Below are 23,812 nucleotides of genomic sequence, written 5' to 3' on the forward strand. Positions count from 1 at the left end.
ACGTCGGCACCACGACGGGTAATTGCGCAACAACGGGAACGACAATCGCTGCAGGAGCTTCTTTTTCAGCCGACTTTTGCGTGGGCACCGTCGACTGTGCAGGGCGGGCAGGTGCTACGCAGCACGCACAATTGCCGGTGCGCGGGGCCAGATTCTGAGCGATCCGCTTACCGGCGATCGGCTGACTGTCATCTTGCTCCGCACGATGGTGCTTGTCCGTACAGCAACCTGTCGTAGCACAGCAGCAGGAATCGAAGGACTCGGTAGCCAGGTCGGTCTTTGTTAAAGACTCGCAACGGGCGTCCAACTGAGCACAGCAGCTTTCCGTCCCACTGCATGCGCACGCCATCACCCCAGTGGGAAGAAATCCCAACTGCAACGCCAGCAAGCTCAGGACGAGCCAGCGGGTCGACGGTGAGGGGCGATAACGGAACATGGGATGCTCACGAGCGGAGTGCTGCTTCCACGCTTTCCATTTTCGCAGCCCCGACAGAAAGGTCAAGGCTGATTCGTTGGCTCTTACCGTAGTCCCCCACCGTAGTCATCTTGCTCCGCAAGATGGTCTTCTTCTCCTTCCATGCTGTTATCGCTGCTTTATCTCGGCGGAGCGAGATGACTACCTTGGGGCTGGCAGCGGTCTGGTGGGCACGATTAGATTGAGGAGACGTTTTGCCGGTGAAAACTGCTGGAGAGGCTGTTATGTCCCGATTTGTTGCTTGCTGTATCGCTTGGATAGCTCTGGGTTTGAGTATTGCCACGTCACGCGCCCAGGAGGCCGAGTTTGCCCAGAATTGGCCCGCTTGGCGAGGTCCGCAGTTCAACGGCGTTGCTCCGCAAGGCAACCCGCCGACGAAATGGAGTGAGACAGAGAACGTGAAGTGGAAAGTCGAGATTCCCGGCGAAGGAAGTTCGACGCCCATCGTCTGGGGCGATCGCATCTTCCTGCTCACCGCCATCAAGACCGACAAGGTCGTCGACACGGTCCCCGATGTGGCCGATCAGCCTCAGCGGCCGTTTGGCATCACGTTTCCAAAAAACTACTTTCAGTTCGTGGTGATGTGCCTCGATCGCAAGACGGGCAAGACACTGTGGCAGAAAGTAGCCACGGAGCGCGTGCCACACGAAGGTGTGCACCCCGATAACGACTACGCTTCGGGCTCGCCCGTTACCGACGGCAAACGGTTGTGTGTGTCGTTTGGCTCGCGCGGCGTCTATGCGTACGACTTCGACGGCAATCTGAAGTGGCAAAAGGAATTCGGCACGCTCAAGACTCGTAACAGCTTTGGTGAAGGAAGCTCGCCAGCCTTGCACGGCAATACGCTCGTCACCACCTGGGACCAGGATGGGCCTTCGTTCATCACCGCGCAAAATGCCGATACGGGTGAACTGCTGTGGCGCAAGGATCGCGACGAACAGAACACCGCCTGGGCTACTCCGCTCATCGTTGAGCGGGCCGGTCACACGCAGGTGATTACCAATGCCACGAATCTAGTTCGCAGCTACGACCTGAAGACGGGCGACGTCCTCTGGCAATGTGCCGGGCAGGTGACGAACGTCACTCCTTCGCCCGTGGCCAACGAAAAACTCGTCTTTTGCATGAGCGGTTATCGCGGCAGCGCGTTGTATGCGTTGCCCTTCGATCAAACAGGAGATCTGACCGATACCGATAAGATTGCCTGGAAGCTCGACCGCGGCACTCCCTACATCCCGTCGCCGCTGCTCTACGACGGACGCCTCTACTTCACGCAGTCGAACGAAGGGATTCTTTCCTGCGTCGATGCCGCGACTGGCAAGATTCTGATCGAGCGCACGCGCCTGCAGGGAATCGCCAACACCTATGCTTCGCCTGTCGGCGCGGCTGGCAAGGTCTACTTCACCTCGCGACGCGGCGTGTTCCTCGTCATCAAGCATGCCGACGAACTCGAAATCCTGGCCGAGAACAAACTCGACGACGATTTCGACGCTTCCCCGGCCATCGTCGGCAAAGAGATGTACCTCCGCGGCAAAAAGCATCTCTATTGCATTGCGGAGTGAACATTCCGCAACCACCGCGATCTCTCCCCGTAGCCCAACGCGTGATGGCGTATTGAAGTAGTTGAACGGCTCGCGAATTGGCTTGGTTTGTCCCCTTGCCCCCGCGCGTAAGAAGTACGCGGGCACACGGCGAATCGATCTCGATGCCGCGTTCCGCGACGCCGTGAGGTTCGCGCCTGTGCCGACCGAGCCATCGTCTTTGTTCGGCATGGCAGCAAGAAGGCTCACTTCATTTCTTCGGTAACAATCCGTACCCCCACTCGTGACCGTTGGCGTGTCTCTCTATCCGCATGCAACGAGACCACCCGATTCCCAGTTTCGCAACACCGGGCTCGCCTACCGACGAGGCCCCGAATTTATCCTTAGTACATTTTCTGTAAGTTGTGATTTTTTGTCAAGCAGATTCTGCCTCATTCCAGCGAGGCGCTAGATGCCATCCCGGCTGGCACGCTTCCCGATTGGGTTTACCCACGCGATTGCGCCACAACAATGGATATGCCGGTGCTGATGGCTGGCCCGGGCAGCAGTTTGAAAGGAACCGCTGCCCTACACCCGGTTGGCGACGCTGGCGAGAACAGCGAGGAGTTCTTCAACTTCGACGGGCTTGGTGACGTGCGAATGAAAGCCGGCCATGAGTGCCTTGCGGCGATCTTCGCTGCGGGCGTAGGCGGTGAGCGCGATCGCGGGGAGGCGGGGGGCTTTGTCGATCGATTCCGCTTGTCGCCATTGACGCATGAATTCGTAGCCATCGACCTGGGGCATGCCGATATCGGAAATGACGACATCAAAGGGTTTTGTCTTGCGCAGGTCGAGAGCGATGGCGGCTCGTTCGGCGGTGGTCACCTCGCAGCCTCGCGAACTGAGGAGGTGCTTGAGCATTTCACGAGCATCGAGTTCGTCATCGACCACGAGTACGCGCAGCCCCTGCAGCAGCGAGGGCTCACCTGCGGATGCGTCGTGGTTGCTGGATTCGACCGAACCCAGTTGTTCCGGGCGAAGTGGAACAAAGGGCAACGTGACCACGAAGGTGGCTCCCATGCCTTCGCCCTGACTGTGAGCCGAGACGTTGCCACCGTGCAATTCAACCAGGTTCCGCACAATGGCCAGGCCCAGACCAAGTCCACCTTGGCTGCGCGAGAACGTGCCGTCGGCTTGCCGGTAGCGATCGAACACATGCGGCAGAAAGTCGGCCGAGATGCCAATGCCGGAATCGGCAATGGTCAATTCGATGTGCGACTCCACTTTGCGCAGCACCACCTGCGCCTTGCCCCCCTTAGGCGTGAACTTGACGGCGTTGGTCAGCAAATTCCAGACGATCTGCTTCAGACGGTTCGGGTCGGCGGAAGTCTTGGCACCACGCAGGGGATCGATCAGTTTGTCGAGTCGCACGCCCTTGCTATGGGCCACCGGGGCCACGGCTTCGATGGCCGAAAGCACGACGGCGGCCACGTCGACATCCTGCAGATCGAGGCGAATCTTGCCGGCGACGATGCGGCTGATTTCGAGGAGGTCTTCGATCATCACGGCCTGGGCCCGCGCGTTGCGTTCGATAACGTCGATCGCCTGCGAAGCTTCCTGGCCGAGATTGGTGTTGTTCATTCGCAGCAGTTGGGTCCAGCCGAGAATCGCATTGAGGGGCGTGCGCAGTTCGTGCGAGAGGGTGGCGACAAACTCATCCTTCATGCGATTGAGTCGTTCCGCCTCGACGCGCGCCGCTCGTTCGCTTTCGAGGGCCTTCTCGCGTTCCACGCTGGCGAGGCGCATGTCGTCGGCATTCACGGCCAGTTCTTCCGCGCGGCGGAGCATCAGCTGGACGATGCTATCTCGCAGCGAATTGGCAGCAGCGATTTCATTTTCTGTCCAAGGGAGCGAGCGACCGCGTACCGTTTGCTGCCACAGAGCGAACGAACCTCGCGGAGAAAGTCGATTTGGTTCGGCCGCTGTTTGATCCAATTTTTCGGGATTGCCGGCCCAATTAACCAGGCGAACTTGCTCGGGACGAAACCACAGCACGACGAACCGCTGCGAGCGATTGACGACGACGGCCAGCAGGCCGGCAGCCACAGCCGTCAGAATACCGGAGCCGAAATGCTTGCGCAGTTCGTCGGTGGCGAACGTATCGCCCCCTTCATCGAGGAGCCAATTGCCGAGGTTTTGGACTTCGGTTTGACTCGGTGCATGGCCGATGCGAAAGCAGTGAGTCCCTTTGATGACGGCCGCGCCAATTGCCGGGACCAGGCTCAATAGGTTTGGAGTCGACTCAAGCAAAGCTGCCGCGGCATCTTCCGCTGCGGTGAGGTTCTGAATCAGCTGCGAGGTCGTCCGCTTCATCTGCGAGCGTTCGGCTTCGAACTCGCGCTCTTCCGCATTGATGAAGTGCAACGACATGAAATGCCCGAGCAATTCGCACGCTTTCCGCACGTCGTAGGGAACGTAGCGGGGCGAATAGTGGTGGCAGGCAATCAACCCCCAGAGGCGACCGCCACGGATGATCGAAATCGACATCGACGCGCAGACACCCATGTTCCGCAGGTATTCCAAATGGATGGGAGAGACACTGCGCAGGACCGAGAAACTGAGATCGAGCGGCTGCTTGGTTTCTGGGCCCGAGAGGGGAGTGATCAGCGAGGGGCGGTAGTCGCGATCGGTAATAAATCGCAGCCAATTGCGGGTGTACAGTTCGCGGGCTTGCTGGGGAATATCGGAAGCCGGATAGTGCAGGCCCAGAAAGGGTTCCAGGTCAGATCGCAACTGTTCGGCGACCACTTCGCCGTTCCACTCGCGATCGAAGCGGTAGACCATCACGCGGTCGAAGCCCGTGAGCGACTTCACTTGCTCCGCGCAGATCTCCGACATCTCCTGCACGGAGTGAGCTTCTTCCAAGCGGACCAGCGATGACTGGATGCGGCGATACAGATCGCTGGTATCGAGGCCCGAAGGATTCTGCGAAGGCTCGAATTCCAGAATGATGCACTCGGATTGCGCGTGCGCGATCACATCCCAGCGATGGTCGCTGTTGCGGAGAGACAGCGTGAACAAGTAGACGGGCTTGGCCGTGGTGAAGTCGTGACCGAGCGAGGCGAGTTGTAATGCATCGGCGGGCGTAGCACAGAGGCGATCGATCGATTGGCCGATGAGCTCTTCCGGCGATTGGCCCAGCAACGACTGCACATTGTCGCTGATTCGGCGGATGGTCAGCGTACCGTGCTGCACGACCACGAGCATGCCGTGGGGCTGAATCGCGCCGGGAATATGAATGGGCTCTCGGTCGCAACTGGTTAAGTCGACCGAGTTGTTAGGTATGGCTTGCATCACTGGCTTTCGGTGTGTTGCTGTGTTGCAACCAACCTTCAAGACATTCAAACGTGTAACGGGCCGCCTGGCAGACTCGGGGCGCGACATCTTCGCTCGCCTGCTCGGCTAGCAACTGAACAAACGCAGTCCAGCGTTGGGACACCTGGTCTCCATAGACATTGAAGAATCGGAACGAATCACTCGCGGGCCAACTAAAATGCTGACGCAAATGACGAGCGATGACTACTCCCCCCAGCGTGGAACCTTCGAGAACGTACATCACCCCGAGCACATCGGCGATGGTGGCGATGCGCGGCAGTTCGTCTGCTTCTGGCAGGTCTCGAATCTCACCCGATGTGTAACCCGCTGCTTGTAGGTCTGCGACCAGGGCTGGAGACTTGAGGCGTTCGGCGATCAAAGTTTCGTACCTCGTTCCCGCTGTGGCCGCTTTCAGCCGATCTTCGCAGGGGCGATAGAAACCAAGAAACGTCGCGAGCAATGACCGGTAATCGGCTTCGCTGAAATCTCGCCGCAGGACGTTTAGCTCGGCTTCGACTCGCTCATGGACTGTGGCGGTCTCCCGCTTCAGTTGATCCCTCAACGACATAGGTGTGCAATGGCTGGGAGTGATTGGAAGTGGGAATGATCGGAAACGGAGCCTTGATCGCTATTTGGTCAGCCTGGCTTCAAAACGGCCAATGCACCGCCAGTCGCAGCGCAAACCTGCCTGCGGATGAAGTAATCATTGCCGAACTTTCGTAAAGCAATCAACGTGCCGCTGATCCAAAAGAGCGGAAGAAACCGAGCAAGTCAATTGGTGCACATCACGTGGTGGGAATGTACATTACGAGCATTCAACATGACTCCTGTTCCTCCTCTCTGCCTCGCGACGAGTCCACCTCATGAATGCGATCTCTCACCCACTGCGCAACCTAGCCTTTGCCCTTCTGCTTACAAGCTTGCTAGCCGGCTATCTCCCCTCGCACGTGACCGCGCAAGAGACGAAGCCACTGCGCGTGCTGATGGTTACCGGCGGCTGCTGCCACGACTATGAAGCTCAAAAACTGATCCTCTCGGAAGGGCTCACCGCCCGCGCGAATGTCGAGTTCAAGATCGTCCACGAAGGGAAAGATCGGAAGGACAAAGTCAGCATCTATGCCAATGCCGATTGGGCCAAGGGCTTTGACGTGGTCCTGCACAACGAGTGCTATGGCGCCATTGAAGACGTCAAGTATGTCGAGCGAATCGCCAAGCCTCACTACGAAGGCGTGCCCGCCGTGATGCTCCATTGTTCCACGCACAGCTATCGCGCGGCCAAGACTGACGAATGGCGACAAGCGATTGGGCAGACCTCGATGAGCCACGAGAAGTCACGCGACCTCACGATCAAAACCATCGCCGCCGATCATCCCGTAATGAAGGGCTTTCCCGATGGCTGGGTGAGCCCGATGGACGAGCTCTACAAGAACGAAAAACTCTGGCCGAACCTGGTGCCGCTCGCCCAGTCGTATGGCGAGGACACCAAGCGGGATCACGTCGTGATCTGGACCAACACCTACGGCAAGGGCAAGGTTTTCGGCACGACGCTCGGGCACGGCAACGCCACGATGCGCGATCCGGTCTATCTCGACCTCGTCACGCGCGGCCTGCTCTGGGCTTGCGACAAACTCGATGAGAACGGCACGCCCAAAGCTGGGTACGCTCCAGTGAAAGTGGCGAAGTAGCTCAGTCCGGCAAGCAGTGTGGGTGACCGCAGTGTGAGCAATGCGATCCGTCCCAACGATGAGAGAAGCCGCACTTGGGACAATTGCCGGCCCGATCCCAGGCTTCCTGATTGGACATTCCCGCGATCCGCGCCAGTTCTGCTTGAACCCTGACTTGCCGTTCGAGCCTCACGCGTTCGGCTTCCCGAAGGACATCTAGCTCTGCGGCGTACTCGGCCATCTTTTTCTCTTGGTCGATTTCCCGCTGCCGAAATTCCTCGACCTGCACGCTGGCGTCATCCAGTGTTACCAATTCGTGGGGCAGGTCGGGATTGAGCTTGAGGACTTCCGCCCAGAAGGCCATCCGCGTTTTTTCTGCCTTGATCATCGGAGTGTAATCAACAAGTCCCATTGGAATTCTGCGATCACTGTCATCTCTCCATTTCGGGACCAGCTCCCGCTTGATCGTCAACTCGGGTGCGATGGCGACACACCGGCCGAGCTCGCCCTGACGGACGAACTCTTCGGGGGTGCTGCAAAAATACACCAACTTCTCACAGGCTTCACAGAACCTGACGCCAGGCGTCTTTGTCTGGCGCAGGTGCTCCCATTGCAGCGGACATTCATATTGAAAGACCGGCTCGCAGTTGTAGAGATCCCACAGGTTCCACTCTTCCAACATACACTTGCTCCTTCGCTGTCGCTGCAGGCCCTTGGGCGACGCTTTACACCCTCGGCAACTCATATCCCTTCCGATACTCTCGCGTGAAGAGGCGGTTGGCTGCTTCATCCGTCGAGAGTTCCGTCTTGGGATCAATGACCAGTTCCTGCCCGAGCGAGAACGGCGTCTTCGTAAGGTCGACGTTGTGCTCCTTCAGGTGCTCTTCAAAGCTGGTGAGCGTTTTCACCACGTGCTTGTCTTCGGCGAGCAAGCTGGGGCGAGTTCCCAGCGGAACCGCTTTGCCCAACTGCCACGAGACATTGCCCAGGTGAGCCAGTGCGCTCGACAGGTGACCATCTTCGATATCGAGATGCAGGTCCTTATGGTTGCGACTGCGGATCGCCTTCACAAAGTTGGCGAAGTGAGCCTGGTAGGTGCCACCGCTCCACTTGCCCAGTTCCTTGCCGTCGTAATCGAAGGCCACACCCGAGGTATAGTTCGGACCCACGGCATAGCCTTCGGTTCCATACCAGATATTCGCGGCACCCTTGAATGGGCCACCCTTCAGGCCGAACGTGACGGGTGTCTTGATCGGCAACCCGCGCACATCGGAGATCAGCAGGGCATCGTCCCATTGATAAATGGTGACCTGGCTGTTGGCGACGTCACCGTTGTCGATATATCCCAGCCGGCCACCCAGGCTGATGACGCGCTTGGGCAACTCTTGCTTGCCGAGACCCCAGCGGGCCTTGTCGAGTTCATGTGGATTCTGATTACCAAGATCGCCGTTGCCCGTCGCGCGCACCCAGTGCCAGTCGTAGTGCAGCTTCTTGCGCTTTGGCACTACGAGCGGCGCAGGGCCACACCACAGGTCGAAATCCATCCCCTTAGGAATGGGCGCTTCGGTATCGACGAGGCCGATGCTGTCTCGCTGGCGATAACAAATGGCGTGAGCCGCTTGCACCTTGCCGAGCTTGCCGCTGTGAACGAACTCGAGCGTTTGGCGCATGCCGGTCATGCTGCGGCTTTGCACACCCATCTGGCAAATGCGCCCCAGCTTGCGAGCCCACTGCGTCATCACGCGACCTTCCTGCACGTTATGGCTGCACGGCTTTTCCACATACACGTCCTTGCCGGCTTGCATCGACCACACGGCCATCACGGCATGCCAGTGATTGGGCGTGGCGATCGAAACGGCATCGATGCTCTTATCGTCGAGCAGCTTGCGCACGTCCTGCACATACTTGGGCGGGTTCGTTTGATCCTTGAATGAGCTCTCGCGTTTGCCAAATGCTCCGGGATCGGCATCGCAAATCGCAACCAGGTCCACATCGGGATTCTTGAGCCATTCGCCGACGTGACTGCCGCCTTGACCATTCACGCCGATCACTGCGACCCGCAACTTGTCGTTGGGGCCCACTTTGCTCGCAGCGGAACCTTCTTGAGCAAAGGCGTTCTTCGCCGTACCTGTCGCCAGCGCGGCCGTGGCCGCGATGATAGCGTTCTCAACAAAGTCACGTCGTGAAAGTTTCATGACAAGTTCCTACCAAGGGGAGAGTGATTGGTTGCCCGACATTCTAACCACCGCGTGAACTGCTTATCGATACTGGAAACAAGCTCTGCTGCAGAGGGGCAGACGACCCTCCATCGGTTTAGCGCCCAGGCGGGACGTAGCTTTAGCCTTTGTTGACCTTGCTTTTCGTTCATCCCGGTCGCACAATGGGACCGATAAACGAGAGTAGATGCCTGCCCGCCTAGGAACACCCTGCCATGTTCACGATCTATGGAAAGTCCCCCGCGCGCGGTTTTTGTGATGGCCTTGGTCGTCGCGACTTTCTGACCGTCGGCGGCATGATGCTCGGCGGGCTCACACTGCCCCAGATGCTGCGGGCCGAAGCCCTGAATTCCAATAATCCCGCCGCTGATGGCTCGCCGAAGCCTGGTGCCCGCTCGCACAAGGCAATCATCAACATCTTTTTGCCGGGTGGTCCGCCCCATATCGACATGTGGGACCTGAAGCCTGACGCCCCCAGCGAAATTCGCGGCGAGTTCAGCCCCATTCAGACCAACGTCCCGGGTATGGAGATTTGCGAACTCTTCCCCCGGCTGGCCAAGATGGCCGACAAGTTCGCCATCATTCGCTCGCTCGCCGATTGCGATGGCGGGCACGACGCCTATCAGTGCATGACCGGTCGCAAGAAAGGGGCACAGGCTCCTGCCGGTGGCCAGCCTGCGATGGGTGCCTGGGTTTCGAAGGTCAAAGGCCCCGCGAACCAAGCGGTTCCCGCCCACGTTTCGCTGATGTACAAGACGGGCCATGCACCCTGGGGTGACACCGGCGACGGTGGTTATCTCGGCATGGCTCACGCGCCGTTTCGGCTCGTCGGTGGTCAAGGCAATGGCATGAAGAGCGACAGCATGGTGCTGAACGGCATCACGCTCGATCGTCTTCAAGATCGCCACAACCTGCGAGCTTCGCTCGACGTCTATCGCCGCGATACCGACAACCGCGGCGCCATGGGTGGCCTCGATACGTTCTCGGAACAAGCCATCGGCATTCTCACTTCGTCGCGCATGGCCGACGCGCTCGATCTGTCGAAAGAAGATCCCGCCGTCCTCGCCCGCTACGGCGTCGACGATCCGGGCTTCGAACGCGACGGTGCCCCGCGAATGGTTCGCAATTTCTGCATCGCCCGCCGCCTGGTCGAAGCAGGTGCCCGCGTGGTCTCGATGAACTTTGTGCGTTGGGATTGGCACGGCCCAGACGGCAAGAATTTCGTCCAGGCACGCAAAGACTTCCCGCTGCTGGATCAAGGGTTGTCGTCCCTCATCAGCGATCTGCACGAACGAGGTATGGACCGCGACGTCAGTGTCGTTGTCTGGGGCGAATTCGGCCGCACGCCTAAGATCAACAACCAGGCTGGTCGCGATCACTGGCCCCGCGTCGCCGCAGCAGTCGTTGCCGGCGGTGGCATGAAAACCGGCCAAGTGATCGGCGCGACGAATAAATACGCCGAACATCCCACCGAACGGCCGGTCAACTTCCAGGAAGTCTTTGCCACGCTCTACAGCAAAGCTGGCCTCAACCTGAGCGCCGTCCGCGAATTCGACTTGCGTGGTCGCCCGCACTATCTCGTCGACCCCGGTGTCGAACCAATGCGCGAGTTGGTCTAAACCCAAAACGCAGCCTCGCCGCAAAACGACTTCTCGCCGTTGGAAGTTTCGCCGTTGAACGAAGCCGTGCTTCGTTCTTGACGTTTTACCAGTGCCGCTCTCTTTTCCCTTAACCATTCCGAATCCTCATCTCGCCGATCGCCCCTGTTCACCCGAATTTTGATAACCTTTTCGCTCCTTTTTCGCGAATTACGCACCTCGCCACAAGTCTCACTGCCGCAACCGTTTGCCGCGATCTATTCCTGTTACAAACCCCTCGTTCTGATGGCTTGCGCGATAACCATTTGATAACCACTTTTTGGCAATCTGGGCAATTTCTCGCCCCGGCCCCAACCTCACCCTCGCTGACTCGTAACGGCCAATTCATTGCCGTTGTCCAAAACAGTTATTTCCTAAAACCGAATGCATCAACAGCCATCTAGCAACCAACTGACCAACACCTAGTGCTCAATAACTGAACATCATCTTCCAGGGCATTGGCATCCTGCCTGCCATTACCTTTCACGCTGGCGCGCAGGCCCACCCCGGAGCGCGGCCCCGCTCTTCCACCTCTCGTCATTGCACTCGCTTTCGCGGCACGCAAGCTCGTCCCACCATCCCGGGTAAGCACGCCTTGCCGCGTGAAAAGCGAAGCCATCCAAAATCTGCTCGATGCGTGATTCTTTGTCAAACACTTTCAGCTTCGAACGCCAAACCCGTAGAACGAAGCCGTGCTTCGTTTCCTGGAGCATGTGCCCTGCCCGAAGCACGGCTGCATGCTACGGGCAGCAAACCCTCACCACTTGGCTTATGATTGAGTGAGTGAGACTTGACGCGACTCGTCCGAGGTTAGCTGTATGCCATCACCGTTCCCCGGCATGGATCCCTTCATCGAGATGGACGAATGGCAAGAGTTCCATTCCGGCATGATCGCGCAGTTTCATCGGCAACTGGCGAAGGCGGTTGCCCCGCGGTATCTGGCCCGCATGGAACGGCGAGTCTATCTCGAGCGAACCTTTGACGATCCCACACTCCGGCAGCCCGACATCCACATCGCGCATGCTTCGCGCAAGACCGCCCCCCGCAAACCAGTCGCCAATAGCAGTCTGGCAACCATTGAGCCGCGTGTGTATGAGGTCCCGCTTCCGGTGGAGCACAGCGAACTCTACCTGGTGATCAAAGACCGAAAGAATCGCGAGATCGTGACTGTGATTGAATTGCTCTCGCCCACGAATAAAGCGGTCGGTACCGACGGCCGCCGCGAGTATTTGACCAAGCGAGACGAGTTGTTGCAGCGCAAGGTCAATCTAGTCGAGATTGACTTGCTCCGGGTGGGTAGCCGGCCAGCGACAACCAAACCGCTCGAACCAAAAACCGACTTTTGCGTCTTTGTCCATCGCCTTGAGTTGCGACCAAAAGTACTGGTTTACGAATGGTCGATTCGCGATCCCTTGCCGCCGATCCCGATTCCGCTGGCTGCCGGCGACGCCGATGTGCCGCTGCACTTGCAGGAGGCGTTTACCGAGTTTTACGACGTGGCCCAATATGCGATCGCTCTCGACTATGGCGAATCGCTCCAGCCGCCATTGCGGAAGGCCGATGCCACCTGGGCCCGTCGCTGCGTCAGCGAGTGGCGAAAGCATCAAAACCCGTAAAACGAAGCCGTGCCTCGTTCTTAAGCCGCGATTGCTCGGCCCGCAGCACGGCTGCGGGCTACGGGCAGCAAACCATCACCTCTTGGCTTGTGATTGAGTGACGTCTGAATTTGCTCCGAGAGATCGTCGAGCGTACCTGAACCCTTCACTTGCCAGAGTTGTCTCTTCCCCAACTCCTAGTTCCCAGCCCCAAGCTCCCCAATACCGGCATGCTCGAAACTGCCCGATTCGGGTAGAATGGCGGTCCGCGCGAAGGTGACCATTCGGCGGGTTTTACTGAGCAATCGCATTCCTTTGGCTAGCAGCATTCATGTCCTCTACCTTCTCCCCCGAGTCGATTCCGAACCGCTTTGACTTCGCCGAAACGCAGGCCCGCATCTATGCCCAATGGGAAGCGAGCGGAGCCTTTCACGCCGAGCCGCCGACCGGCGAGGATCCGTCGAAGGGGCCGTACAGCATCGTCATCCCGCCGCCGAACGTGACCGGGGCCTTGCACCTGGGGCATGCCCTCAACAACACCCTGCAAGATGCTCAGATTCGGATGCATCGCATGCAGGGCTACAACACCCTGTGGATGCCGGGCACCGATCACGCGGGCATCGCCACGCAGGCGGTGGTCGAAAAGCGAATTCGCGAAGAAGAAAAACTCAGCCGGCACGATTTGGGACGCGACGAACTCGTTCGCCGCATTTGGGAATGGAAAGACAAGTCCGAGAAGCGAATTCTCAGTCAGCTGAAGGGGATGGGCTGCAGCTGCGATTGGGAGCGGGTTCGCTTCACGCTCGACGAGCAATGCGCGGCCGCAGTGCGCCAGACGTTCTTCAAGCTGTTCAGCGAGGGAAAAATCTATCGCGGCAAGCGACTCGTGAACTGGGACACCTTCCTGCAGACCGCCGTCAGCGACGACGAAGTCTTTCAAGAAACCGTGAAGGGAAAGTTCTATCACTTCCGCTATTCCGTCATTCAACCGAAGCCTGGCGAACCGGAATTCGTGACCATTGCGACGACCCGCCCGGAAACAATGCTTGGCGATACGGCTGTCGCCGTCCATCCCGATCCGGCTCGCGCGCTCGATAAGGCCGAAGCAGAACTGAAAGAGCGTCTGGCCAAGGCACCGGCGAAGGAGCAAGAAGGCATTCAAGCGCAGCTCGATAACATCGCTACGCGCCGCAAAGAGTTGCTGCCGCAGCTGCTCACGCTGGCGACGATGGCCGCCGCTGGTCGCAAGCTGATGTTGCCGCTCTTGAACCGCGAGATTCCCCTCGTCGCCGACGAATGGGCCAAGCCCGAACTGGGCACAGGCTGCGTGAAGATCACGCCCGCACATGACCCCAACGACTACCTCGTCGGCCAGCGTCAAAAGCTGCCGATGATCAACATCCTCAAGCCCGACGGCACGCTCAACGCCGAAGCGGGACCGTATCAAGGCCTGACGATTCACAAGGCACGCACCAAGGTCGTTGCCGATCTCGACGAACTCGGTTTGCTCGGCGATGTCGAGGATCGCGAGATCGAACTGCCCCACTCCGACCGCAGCAAGACGCCGATCGAGCCTTACCTGGCCGATCAATGGTTCGTGAAGATGGACCAGCTTGCCCAGTCGGCCATGGATGCCGTGACCGATGGCCGCGTGAAGATCTTCCCCGAACGCTACGCCAAGAGTTATCTCGATTGGCTCGGTGAAAAACGCGATTGGCCCGTGAGCCGTCAGTTGTGGTGGGGGCATCAGATACCGGTTTGGCACAAGCGAATCTCTTCAAATGCCACGGACGAGGAATGGCAATCGGCATTCAACTGGTCTGACGCGGACGAGATAACGAACAACGATTCTGAGTATTCGCTCCGAATTGCCGACGTAGCATCGGGTGACGCAATCTCGTTCGCTGCTGACGACTTTGCGAATCTAAAAAACCAGTATCGTGGCCGTGAAATTGATGTCTTTATTTGCAAGCGGCGTGACGACCACAATCCTGGTTATGACGATTTGCTCACAAGTCTTGGCTTCAAACGCGACCCCGACGTGCTCGATACCTGGTTCTCCTCCGCCCTCTGGCCGCACAGCACGCTGGGCTGGCCGCAGCAGACGAAGGAACTTGAGTACTACTATCCCACGAGCACGCTGATCACCAGTCGTGACATCATCACGCTCTGGGTCGCCCGCATGGTGCTTACGGGCTTATCGAACGTCGGCGAGATTCCGTTCCACGAGGTCTTCATTCATCCGAAGATTCTCGATGGCTACGGCGAGACGATGAGCAAGAGTAAGGGGAACGGCGTTGATCCGCTCGACGTGATCGAGAAGTTCGGTGCGGACTCGTTGCGTTTTGGCCTCGCGGACCTCACGACGGAAACGCAAGACGTGCGGATGCCGGTGCAGTTCGAATGCCCGCACTGCCAGTCGCTTGTCGACCAGACACTGAAGAACCGCGCGCTGCCGCGCGTCGCTTGCACCAAGTGCAGTAAGGAATTTTCCACGCAGTGGGCCAGCAAGCCGGAAGATATTGCCCTGCCCCGCGCACCCGTGGTGAGCGAGCGGTTTGAAGTGGCCCGCAACTTTGTCAACAAGCTGTGGAACGCGGCGAGATTTTCGCTGATTAATCTGAATGGGTACGCGGAGAGCAGCCGGCTAAAGCCGGAACTCCAACTGGGTGAGTTGGCCGTCGAAGATCGTTGGCTTCTGTCGCGGCTGGCGACGGTAACTGGCGAAGTGACGAACTCGCTGCGCACTTACAAGTACGCCGATGCGACCAAGTCGCTGTACAGCTTTGCCTGGGACGACTTCTGCAGCTTCTATGTGGAGATCACCAAAGCCCGGTTGCAAGATCCCGCGGCCAAGCCCGTTGCCCAGCGCGTGCTCGCCCACACGCTCGACGTGCTGCTGCGGCTGCTGCATCCGCTGATGCCATTCGTCACGGAAGAGATCTGGCAGAACCTCGGTAAGATCGCGCCCGTTCGCGGCCTCGACAAGCTCGAGCAGGCCGCCGCGCAGTGCATCACCGCTCCGTGGCCCGAGTTGAACCAGGCTCACCAAGATCCGCAGACCGAAGCTCGCTTCGCGACGTTCCAGGCGGCCCTTGGCGCCCTGCGCGAGATTCGCAGCCGGCAAAACATCGCCATGAAGAGTCCGATCGAGTTCAGCGTGACCTGCAGCGACGAAACCACGGCCCTCCTCACGCCTATGCTCCCCTACCTGCAATCGATGGCCAACGCCAAGCCGATCGAACTCGGCCCCAAGGCAACCGCGCCGGCCAATCATAGCAAGGCTGCTCTCACGGGCATGGACATCTACGTCGACCTGAAGGACTTCATCGACGTCAAAGCTGAGATCGCCAAGAACGAGCAACTGCGGGAAAAATGGCTCGGCATCATCAAAGGCAAAGAAGCCAAGCTGAGCAACGAGAGTTTCGTCGCCCGCGCGCCAGCCAACGTCGTGCAGGTCGAACGCGACGCGCTCGAAGCCGCGAAAACGCAACTCGCCGCAGTGCAACTGGCCCTCGAAGCTTTGCAAAAGCAGAAGTGAGAATGCAGATTGAAATACAGAGCCCACTTCGCTGGGATGATCGTCCATGGCTTCAGACCATCTCGTGCATGACGTAGAAGAGTTCTGCAGCTTGCTGGAAGCCAGCAGGCTGTTGAGTGCCGAAGAGCTTCATGGCCTGCTAACAAGGTTTCAGCGAGGCCAATCCCAGTTCGGAGCGACGCTAACCGGCCTCACGCAATTCTTGGTGGCGGCGGGAGCGATCACCTGCTGGCAGTGCGCGCTATTGAGGAATCGGCAGTACAAAGGCTTCTTTCTGGCCGGTTGCGTCATCCTCGATGTTCTCCGCTACGAAGGCGACCATACTCGCTTCTTGGCAAGAGAAGTTGAATCCAAGCGGCTCGTTGCCTTGTGCGTAAAGCCACATAACGGGCCGAACGGAATTGAACACTGGACCGAAGAAATCTAGAAAGTGCATGCGGCGTCGGTCTGGGCTCAAGAGTTCTGTAACGCCAGATCCAAATCGCGTGCCCCATGCAACACTCGCACAATTTCAATCCCGAAAGGGCGCGCGAAGTAGAACACCAGATGATTCGGAAAGCCCTTGATTCGGAGCACGCGTAACCCGGTCAAACGACTTTCGCTTGTCACATAGAAACTGCCGATTCCTGGCGATTCTTCCAAGAAGCCAAAAGTAGTATGGCAGGCATCCAGAAAGTGATCTGACGCCTGAAGGCTCTGTTCCCCAATAAAGGATGCCAGTTCGACGACATCCAAACGTGCGCGGGGGCGGATGACTGTGGTGTTAGCCATTTAAGCGTCGTTGCTGGACTTCACGTCGAATGCGGCCCCACTCTGCAGCATCCAGGTTGATGGGGTCGCCACTTTCGAGGCCTTCGACAAGCAGAGCGGTCAATCTAGCCTGGCTGTCCTTGGCGCGTTCAATCAATGCCGCGATGTAACCAGCAGGGTTATTGAATTGCCCGGCTTGTGTTTCCCGAGCCACAAACTGTTGCAGCTCGTCCGTCAAGTTCAATGTCACTGTTGTCATGGGTAAGTTGCACGACCAGAAGGCCAGGAAACCAGAGTCTGCTACGTCCTGAAATATTATAGCAGGCAAGTCATGCGCTCAAGAAACGCGTTCGGCCAGGAGTTTTGGCTCCTGGCCGAATTCGTTGAGGCTGGGGTGTGAGGACAAAAGGTCCTCACAGGCCTTAGCGGCCGCTGAGGCCTGGCTTGAGGCGCTTCTGGATGTCGGTCTCGAGCACGCCGAAGACGGCTTCGTGACGTTGAACCGACAGCGACAGAGCGTGCAGCAGACGCTTGGCGGTGAAGTAGTTGACGATCACGCGCTGGGTGACCGGAATCGGCTTGCTGGGAATGCCGACGGGCTGTGGGTTCAGACCGAAGTCGATGATCAGTTCTTCGGGCGAGCCGGTGACGCGGCAGAAGTTCGAGTACGAAGCGGTGACGTGATGGTCATCGACTTCGACCTGAACGGCTTGCTGCTGCTGGGGAGCGGGAGGGGCGGCTGCTTCTGGGGCTTGGCCTTCTGCGGGATTCTCTACTGACATGCTGTAAAATCTCCTGGCCGCTGTGTGCGGCAACCGTGTGCGTGGCTTCTTCAAAGGCCACAAACCCAAACCAACGACGAGAACGGCTCGAACGGCAACACTCTGAAGGCAATGCTGCTGAAAATGTCCTGCCGATAAATACTCAAAGTGTCCAAATACTCGGATGCAACTTCCTAGGCAATGGTGAGATTACCTTGGCTCCCGTCGCACCCCAAATCTAGCCTATACTTCTCCCGCAAGCGGCTGCTTACAGGTCAAAATGGAACGTCTTCGCCACGTAGCGATACACGCGTTGACTGATTGGTTGCCATCCTGTGTATATTCGCGCCTGTCCTTGCATTCCTATCTGCACGTCACCTTGGATGTCCTTCATCGGCGCCCGCACCGGATAGGACGAACTTAACGGTCGTGTCAGCCCACTGGCATCGGTCACCGTCTCTAAGCGGCCGCCCGTGCGGCTGGAAAGGGCCGGATTGACCGCCTTCATTTCGTTCGCACCAATCTCGGCGACATACGAATCGTAAGCGTGGCGTGTGTGGGCATCGAGCAGCAAACGAACCTTATGGGGTTCGCCGCCTTTGCCATCGCGAATCAGATCGATGTAGGCCTGATCCACGATGAGGACCGCGTCCAGATCATTCGGATCGCCGATCTGACAGATGAGATCGGTCGGCATGATCGGCGCGCCGCGGTTCTTGCTTTGGAAGGGATGTCCCGACCACGACGCGAGGCGATCGCGAGTTTCTTCGGCCTTGGCTTCGCGTGTCGGAGGCGGAATGACAATGCCGGCACGAGGAGCGCGAATCGTCAGCCGATCAAACTCGGCCTCCTTGTCGCGGAACTGTTTCTCGGCAGCGTTGAACACCTCGCCGGCGGTTTCGAGCTGGTCGACCGCAGCGGGATCGGTGAAGCGCAACGTCTTCAGGTTGTCTAGCGCTTCCTTGGCAGCCAGGTAGCGGCCTTCGAGGCGTTTGACTTCCAACTCCAAATCGGGGCTGTGGAGTCGCAGCAGTTTTTGATCTTTTTCGACCTTTTGGCCTGGCTTCACAAACACTTCGGCCACCTGGCCCGCTTCGGCCGAAAAGACCTGAGCCGCATCGTGCGCTTGCACCTCGAAGGTGCTGGAGACTGAGTACGGCAGCGGCACAAGGAAGATGGCCGCCACGACCGCAACCACCACGCAGGCAGTCGCGATGACGCGTTCTTTTTTCACTTTGTGCATCCTTCCCGGTGTGTAGAAAAACTTCGCAATACCCCAGATCGGCTGCACCACCAGGCCAAAGAAGCCCGACAAGGCGATGAGCTGGCCGATGATCTTTAAGCCGTAGGGTTCGAAGACGCTATTGAGGAAAAACAAGATCGAGAACACCACCACCCAGCGATAAGCAGCGGAAGCGACGGTGTACAAACCAAAGATGAAGCGATTGCCCTGGGGCAGGAACGGGTTTTCTGCCTGTTCGATGCCGAGGCACAAATCGATCATGAACCGCTTCAGCACTTCCTTGGCTTTTTGCTGCAAGTTCGGAATTTCGAGCAAGTCCATCAGGATGTAGTAACCATCGAATCGCAGCAGCGGATTGCCGTTGAAGACGACGGTACTCACCGAGCAAATGAACATCACACCCAGCGCTACGTGATTCAACAACCCCGGCGCACTGAACCACCAGATGAACGTGGCTAGTGACGCCAAAACCAGTTCGACGTACATCCCTGCCGCGCCAATCGCCGCGCGAGCCCATTTGTTGGGCAACATCCACGAATCGGAGACGTTGCAATATAGAGCCGGTGTAAACACCAGGAGCATTGCCCCCAACTCGTGACATTCGCCGCCGAAGTGTTTACACGAGAGGCCGTGGCCGAACTCGTGCAGCACTTTCACCGTGCCCATCACAATGGCCAGGATGAACCAGTTGCGCGGGCCGAAGAATTCATGAAACGCGGGTAAGCGGGCCGTGAATTGATCGAACTGCACGACGATCAGCGAGAGGGCTGCGAGCCCGATGCCCAGGTTGATGAACAGGGCGGTCCAGGTGAAAAACCACCAGGTGTATTTGTAGAGCCAATTGAGGAATCGCTCGGGATCGACGCCGCGAAAACGCAGGGCAAACACGTTAGTGAGTTTGCCCATGAACTCGCGATGCTTCTTTTCGTCGCGCCGCTTCTTGAGGGCTCGCCCTTGGCCGGGCGATTCGCTGATCACAAGTCCGCTGCGGTGCAGCATGCCGACAAATTGCAACAAGTCGGTAAACGTGATCTTTTGCGGAGCGAATTGCGACTCAAACTGCTCCTTGATCGTTTCCAAGCTGGTGAGGCCATCGAGCATGCACAGAATCGCATACTCTTCCTCGTGAAAACGAAAGTAGTTCAGCCCGACCGGTTCCTTGAGCACCCAGAACGACTGCCCGCGATACCGATGCCGGCGCGCTTGCAGGTCCGGGCGCATGCGCAGCAGCAACGGCCGAGACGTGCTGCTGACGAGGCTTTCTGCAAGGGTGGCCATGGTGGGAAGTTCGGAGTTGTGAGTTCAGAGTTTGGAGACAGAAGGTCAGGAATGCTGAAGCAGAGTTAGCGAGGCTGCAACTGTGGCGTCACTCGCGGGCGTGGTCCCGAGTTGGGATCGGCCAAGCCGGAGATTGCTGGGCGAGGTGCCGGACGAGGGGCACTTGCCGCCGGTTGAGCGGGTGTTGTTCGGGGAGCCGTGGCTCTTGGTTGGGGTGCTACGGCGCGAGGAGCAGCGGATGCGGGCGCTGGATTCGCTGCAGGAGCGAGAGTTGGGCGAGTGGCCGCAGCTGGAGTTGCCGCTGCGGGAGCGACCGGAGCTACAGTCTCTGCCGCAGGTGCAGCAGGGAGTTCAGGCTTGAGTGATTCGAAGGCTGCTGGCGATGCGGCAGCAGGTGCAGCGGCATTTTCTGTCGAGGTCGCTTCGGCCGGAGCGGCTTCGGTGCGAGTGCCAACACCAGGGGCCACAGGAGCAGCAGCCGGCGTGAAGGAAGGAGTAGCTGCTTCCAACTGTGGCGGAGCTTCGCGTTCAGGAGCCGGGATCTTGGCACCGGCAATGTTGATTTTCAGCGTTGCTTCGGAACCGGGCTGAATGAGGAAGTGGCCGTTGACGAACTGATTCTCGATGTCGGCCCAAATGCGATACTGGCGATTGTTGCCCGCACCTTCGATGATTGGGCTGGCGTAATCGACCCGACCTTGCACAGTCACTTCTTTGTCTTCAGGCAACTTCACCGTCACCGTCACTGGCTTGCCTTCGACTTCGAACCGGCCGCCCAGTTTGGCGTAGACGAAGGCTTCCACCCGCACGCGATCCAAGCGAACCAGACGCAGCACTGGGTCACCGGGCTGAACCCATTCACCTTCATGCTTGTAGACTTCGACCACCTGACCCTGAATGGGCGAGACGATTTTCTTCTTGCTCAATTCGACGGCCGTGGCATCGAGTTGGGCGTGCTTCATGTTGGCTGTATGACCAGCCACGACGTTGTCGGTTTTCGCTACGGCGATTTGCGCGAGCGACCGTTCCCATTGAAAGCGAGCTCGGTTCAATTCCTGGTTGGAGATCGCACCGGGTTGCTTTGCTTTGATTTCCTTGGCCGATTCATACTCGGCAAGAGCGACATCGCGGCCTTTCTCGGCAGCTTCGATCTCTGCCTTGCTGTTGGCTTGTTCGGTGGCGGCATCCAGTTCGCCTTGAGCAATTCGCTGCTTGGCGAGCGTGTCACGATCGTCAATGACGCCGAGAATCACATTGCCGGGAACCAATTCGCCGCCGCGGACATACAGCTTGGTCAAGCTGCCGGCATCGCGAGCGGGCACCTTGATATCGTCAATGACGGTGACCAAGCCATGCTCGACGTAGATCTCGCCGCTGTTGGGTTGGCGAGCACCCGAAGACGCGTAGCTCGGATTGCCAAACGAGGAAGCCGGTGGAGCGAAGGCCGGTGCAGCCGTGCCTGGGGGGGCAAAGGCTGGTGCTGCAGCTGGGGGCGGAGCAAACGCACGCGGCGCAGGTTGCTGAGCGCTCACGGGAGCCAGCCAGCCCAGCGAAACGATGCCGAAGGCACTGGCCAGATCTATCAGTTTGTTCTTCATGTTCCGATTCCTTGCAAGAAGGCTTTTGTCGCGAACCGCGCGAGTTAAGTTCCGAGTGTTCGCCGGCAATTACCAGAAGAGGAGATTGGCTTCGGCATATTCCCAGGCTTCGTGGAACAAAGCCCAGCCGAGAACGGTGTCGCCGCAGTCGACGTGAGCCGTCACACTCGCGCCGGGACGAGCCGTTTTGAGTTTCTCGTCATTCGGATCCGTCTTGATCCGTACGCGGACCATATGTCCTTCTTGTTCGTGCGGCTCCGCCATCCAGTGCACATCTTCGACGGTGCCGTTGTGGCTCTCGCCAGGCTGCGTCATCAGGATGTAGTCGACGGGAATCTCTTTGCCGGGATTCTCAGCACGATGCTTCACCAAGTGATGCACGCGACGCTCGGGCATGTACAGTTCTACTTCCCACGCACTGTTTTCGGCGGCGACCGTCAGCAGCACTTGTCCCGTTTCGACAGGGCGGTTCATCAACTGGCGCTTCGCATCCCAGGTGATCACGCGACCCTTAATCGGGCTGCGGACGATCAGCTTTTCTTCGCGATCTCGCAGCAGCTTCAGCTGATCTTGCAGACTCTTGATTTCCACTTCCACCGAAGACAAGTCCGCCGCATCGCGGGCTCGTTCCTGCGGAGTGCTGGGTTTGCTGGTATCGGTCAATCGTTGGCGAATGGCATTCAGTTGTTCGATCTTGGCTCGCATTTCGCCGTCGACACGCTTCAACTCTTGTTGCAGTTCGTCGCTCCGGAGAATGATCAGTTCCTGGCCAGCTTCGACCAGGGTGTTGTTATCGACCTTCACATCGGTAACCACGGTCCGTTCGGGGACGAATACGTCGGCTCGTGTAACGGGCTGCAGCGAGCCCGTAGCCGTCATGTTGAAGTCCCACGGAATGATGAACAGGGCCAGCAGCACCGCCAGGATGCCGCCACCGATGGTGAGCGTCTTGGGCAAGTTGCGGGCATGCACCATGGCCTGCGAATGGCCAATGGCTTTCCAGACTGGCATCAAGAAGAGCGTGTTGTGCTCAATCGAGTTCGATAACGCGCGGGCGCTGTGTTCGAAAACCAAGTCCAAACGTGGATCGAGCACCGAGCGAGGAATTTCGCTTTCGATTTGCTCAACGATAAGCACGCCGATGATTTCGCCCAGTTGTTGCACCGTTTCGCCGGTTGCATTGGCCACGCCACTTTCCACCGAACGAGGTTTGCGTAGCGGCAGGACCGTTAGCGACTTGGTGTAGGAGTGATCGACATACTCTTCGAGAGCCTCTTCGATCTGCGGCGGCATGTCCTCGGTCGAGCCCATGTACCACAGCGGTTCGCCCGAAGCGGCCACGCGAGTGGCGAGGGTGCCGAGCATCGTCATCACGTTTGAACGGGAATCGACCGTGTCTTGCCCACTCACTGCTTCAACGAGGCACTTGCCACCCTTCTTGATCGCCACGCTCACGCGGTCAACACCCAGCAGGCGGCGGCCTTCGTTCACAATCGTGTAGCAGGTATCACGCAGGTCCAGGCTTTCGTGCACACTGCGAGAGAATTGATCGGCATCGGACCACAGCGAGTGCTTGTCGGTGAGCTGACCCAACTTGCGGTTCTTGAACCACTCCGCGGCGATGGTGCTCATCTGCTGCAGGAAGTTCAAATAGCCTCGCTGCGTCGCGGGCTGGGTATCGGGTCGCTGAAAGATCTCGATCAGACCTTCGACCGAACCATCGTGGCCGAGCGGCGAGACGACCATCAACTGACGCGTGGGATTGCCGCCCAACCGTTCGTCGCCGGCGCTGGAGAGCGGCGGAATGAGCTGAGGTTGATTGGTGTTGACGATGTACTCGAGCAGCTTCGAGTGCTTCGTCGCGTCTTCACTCTCCGAGTCCATCAGCGTGGGGCTGATGTTCACCTGGTAAGCGAGCAGCGGCTTCTTACCTTCGCCCAGCACCCACACAGCGCCACCGACGGCCGCCAGGGCACCGATCACGCGTTGCAAAAATGCCGCGTAGAACTCATCGGGCGAGAGATCGCTCTTCGACAGCTGTTGAATTTCGCCAACCAGCCCACGGATCTGCTGTTTGGTTTTTTCGATGGTGTCGGAGTTCATTTGCGACATAACTTGATCGTTTCTGACGGAGGACGGCGACGGCGTAGGAGGTCCGCATC

At 58.5% G+C, this 23,812-nt stretch carries 16 protein-coding genes; 6 read left to right on the plus strand and 10 right to left on the minus strand.

Going from position 1 to position 23,812, the window contains the following annotated elements:
* Positions 1–699: 699 nt before the first annotated feature.
* On the plus strand, positions 700–2,034 hold the full coding sequence (locus tag NA78x_RS08460; protein ID WP_425618000.1) for a PQQ-binding-like beta-propeller repeat protein: 1,335 nt from the start codon (positions 700–702) through the stop codon (positions 2,032–2,034).
* A 546-nt stretch (positions 2,035–2,580) separates the two neighbouring features.
* Here the strand turns inward: NA78x_RS08460 and NA78x_RS08465 are convergent.
* Both NA78x_RS08465 and NA78x_RS08470 read right to left on the minus strand, forming a co-directional pair.
* Positions 2,581–5,346: an ATP-binding protein gene (locus NA78x_RS08465; protein WP_425618001.1), complete on the minus strand. Its 2,766-nt coding sequence runs from the start codon at positions 5,344–5,346 to the stop codon at positions 2,581–2,583.
* Positions 5,330–5,935: a biliverdin-producing heme oxygenase gene (locus NA78x_RS08470; RefSeq protein ID WP_425618002.1), complete on the minus strand. Its 606-nt coding sequence runs from the start codon at positions 5,933–5,935 to the stop codon at positions 5,330–5,332. Before NA78x_RS08470 ends, NA78x_RS08465 begins: the two co-directional genes overlap by 17 nt.
* 295 nt (positions 5,936–6,230) lie before the next feature.
* On the opposite strand from NA78x_RS08470, the gene NA78x_RS08475 reads away from it, so the two are divergent.
* Complete coding sequence (locus NA78x_RS08475; protein WP_425618003.1) at positions 6,231–7,052, plus strand: ThuA domain-containing protein; 822 nt, start codon at positions 6,231–6,233, stop codon at positions 7,050–7,052.
* A gap of 1 nt (position 7,053) precedes the next feature.
* Here NA78x_RS08475 and NA78x_RS08480 read toward each other — a convergent pair whose 3' ends face one another.
* Together NA78x_RS08480 and NA78x_RS08485 are read right to left on the minus strand one after the other, a co-directional pair.
* Positions 7,054–7,713: a hypothetical protein gene (locus NA78x_RS08480; protein WP_425618004.1), complete on the minus strand. Its 660-nt coding sequence runs from the start codon at positions 7,711–7,713 to the stop codon at positions 7,054–7,056.
* 43 nt (positions 7,714–7,756) lie between these two features.
* Positions 7,757–9,226, minus strand: a complete 1,470-nt coding sequence (locus NA78x_RS08485; RefSeq protein ID WP_425618005.1) for a Gfo/Idh/MocA family protein — start codon at positions 9,224–9,226, stop codon at positions 7,757–7,759.
* A 236-nt stretch (positions 9,227–9,462) separates the two neighbouring features.
* Here NA78x_RS08485 and NA78x_RS08490 point away from each other — a divergent pair, with 236 nt between their 5' ends.
* From NA78x_RS08490 to NA78x_RS08505, 4 genes are all read left to right on the plus strand, one after another.
* A complete protein-coding gene (locus NA78x_RS08490) occupies positions 9,463–10,866 on the plus strand; it encodes a DUF1501 domain-containing protein (protein ID WP_425618006.1) in 1,404 nt (467 codons plus the stop codon).
* 836 nt (positions 10,867–11,702) lie between these two features.
* A complete protein-coding gene (locus NA78x_RS08495) occupies positions 11,703–12,500 on the plus strand; it encodes a DUF4058 family protein (RefSeq protein ID WP_425618007.1) in 798 nt (265 codons plus the stop codon).
* A gap of 310 nt (positions 12,501–12,810) precedes the next feature.
* On the plus strand, positions 12,811–16,020 hold the full coding sequence (locus NA78x_RS08500; RefSeq protein ID WP_425618008.1) for a valine--tRNA ligase: 3,210 nt from the start codon (positions 12,811–12,813) through the stop codon (positions 16,018–16,020).
* A 46-nt stretch (positions 16,021–16,066) separates the two neighbouring features.
* Positions 16,067–16,447: a hypothetical protein gene (locus tag NA78x_RS08505; RefSeq protein ID WP_425618009.1), complete on the plus strand. Its 381-nt coding sequence runs from the start codon at positions 16,067–16,069 to the stop codon at positions 16,445–16,447.
* A 26-nt stretch (positions 16,448–16,473) separates the two neighbouring features.
* Here NA78x_RS08505 and NA78x_RS08510 read toward each other — a convergent pair whose 3' ends face one another.
* From NA78x_RS08510 to NA78x_RS08535, 6 genes are all read right to left on the minus strand, one after another.
* Positions 16,474–16,791, minus strand: a complete 318-nt coding sequence (locus NA78x_RS08510) for a type II toxin-antitoxin system RelE/ParE family toxin (protein ID WP_425618010.1) — start codon at positions 16,789–16,791, stop codon at positions 16,474–16,476.
* On the minus strand, positions 16,784–17,029 hold the full coding sequence (locus NA78x_RS08515; RefSeq protein WP_425618011.1) for a ribbon-helix-helix domain-containing protein: 246 nt from the start codon (positions 17,027–17,029) through the stop codon (positions 16,784–16,786). Before NA78x_RS08515 ends, NA78x_RS08510 begins: the two co-directional genes overlap by 8 nt.
* Before the next feature lie 163 nt (positions 17,030–17,192).
* Positions 17,193–17,552 (minus strand): DUF3467 domain-containing protein, encoded by a 360-nt coding sequence (locus tag NA78x_RS08520; protein ID WP_425618012.1) that lies wholly within the window; start codon positions 17,550–17,552, stop codon positions 17,193–17,195.
* Positions 17,553–17,799: 247 nt separating this feature from the next.
* Positions 17,800–20,052 carry a biotin/lipoyl-binding protein gene (locus NA78x_RS08525; protein ID WP_425618013.1) on the minus strand — a complete coding sequence of 751 codons (2,253 nt, stop codon included), beginning with the start codon at positions 20,050–20,052 and terminating at the stop codon, positions 17,800–17,802.
* Positions 20,053–20,117: 65 nt separating this feature from the next.
* Positions 20,118–21,650 carry an efflux RND transporter periplasmic adaptor subunit gene (locus NA78x_RS08530; protein WP_425618014.1) on the minus strand — a complete coding sequence of 511 codons (1,533 nt, stop codon included), beginning with the start codon at positions 21,648–21,650 and terminating at the stop codon, positions 20,118–20,120.
* A gap of 69 nt (positions 21,651–21,719) precedes the next feature.
* Positions 21,720–23,762, minus strand: a complete 2,043-nt coding sequence (locus NA78x_RS08535) for a GAF domain-containing protein (protein ID WP_425618015.1) — start codon at positions 23,760–23,762, stop codon at positions 21,720–21,722.
* Positions 23,763–23,812 lie beyond the last annotated feature (50 nt).

Source organism: Anatilimnocola aquadivae (genome assembly GCF_049819085.1).
In the GTDB taxonomy this organism is placed as follows: Bacteria; Planctomycetota; Planctomycetia; order Pirellulales; family Pirellulaceae; genus Anatilimnocola.

Coding starts and splice junctions, on each gene's coding strand:
- NA78x_RS08460 (WP_425618000.1), top strand. CDS start 700: ATGTCCCGATTTGTTGCTTGCTGTATCGCTTGGATAGCTCTGGGTTTG.
- NA78x_RS08465 (WP_425618001.1), bottom strand. CDS start 5,346: ATGCAAGCCATACCTAACAACTCGGTCGACTTAACCAGTTGCGACCGA.
- NA78x_RS08470 (WP_425618002.1), bottom strand. CDS start 5,935: ATGTCGTTGAGGGATCAACTGAAGCGGGAGACCGCCACAGTCCATGAG.
- NA78x_RS08475 (WP_425618003.1), top strand. CDS start 6,231: ATGAATGCGATCTCTCACCCACTGCGCAACCTAGCCTTTGCCCTTCTG.
- NA78x_RS08480 (WP_425618004.1), bottom strand. CDS start 7,713: ATGTTGGAAGAGTGGAACCTGTGGGATCTCTACAACTGCGAGCCGGTC.
- NA78x_RS08485 (WP_425618005.1), bottom strand. CDS start 9,226: ATGAAACTTTCACGACGTGACTTTGTTGAGAACGCTATCATCGCGGCC.
- NA78x_RS08490 (WP_425618006.1), top strand. CDS start 9,463: ATGTTCACGATCTATGGAAAGTCCCCCGCGCGCGGTTTTTGTGATGGC.
- NA78x_RS08495 (WP_425618007.1), top strand. CDS start 11,703: ATGCCATCACCGTTCCCCGGCATGGATCCCTTCATCGAGATGGACGAA.
- NA78x_RS08500 (WP_425618008.1), top strand. CDS start 12,811: ATGTCCTCTACCTTCTCCCCCGAGTCGATTCCGAACCGCTTTGACTTC.
- NA78x_RS08505 (WP_425618009.1), top strand. CDS start 16,067: ATGGCTTCAGACCATCTCGTGCATGACGTAGAAGAGTTCTGCAGCTTG.
- NA78x_RS08510 (WP_425618010.1), bottom strand. CDS start 16,791: ATGGCTAACACCACAGTCATCCGCCCCCGCGCACGTTTGGATGTCGTC.
- NA78x_RS08515 (WP_425618011.1), bottom strand. CDS start 17,029: ATGACAACAGTGACATTGAACTTGACGGACGAGCTGCAACAGTTTGTG.
- NA78x_RS08520 (WP_425618012.1), bottom strand. CDS start 17,552: ATGTCAGTAGAGAATCCCGCAGAAGGCCAAGCCCCAGAAGCAGCCGCC.
- NA78x_RS08525 (WP_425618013.1), bottom strand. CDS start 20,052: ATGGCCACCCTTGCAGAAAGCCTCGTCAGCAGCACGTCTCGGCCGTTG.
- NA78x_RS08530 (WP_425618014.1), bottom strand. CDS start 21,650: ATGAAGAACAAACTGATAGATCTGGCCAGTGCCTTCGGCATCGTTTCG.
- NA78x_RS08535 (WP_425618015.1), bottom strand. CDS start 23,762: ATGTCGCAAATGAACTCCGACACCATCGAAAAAACCAAACAGCAGATC.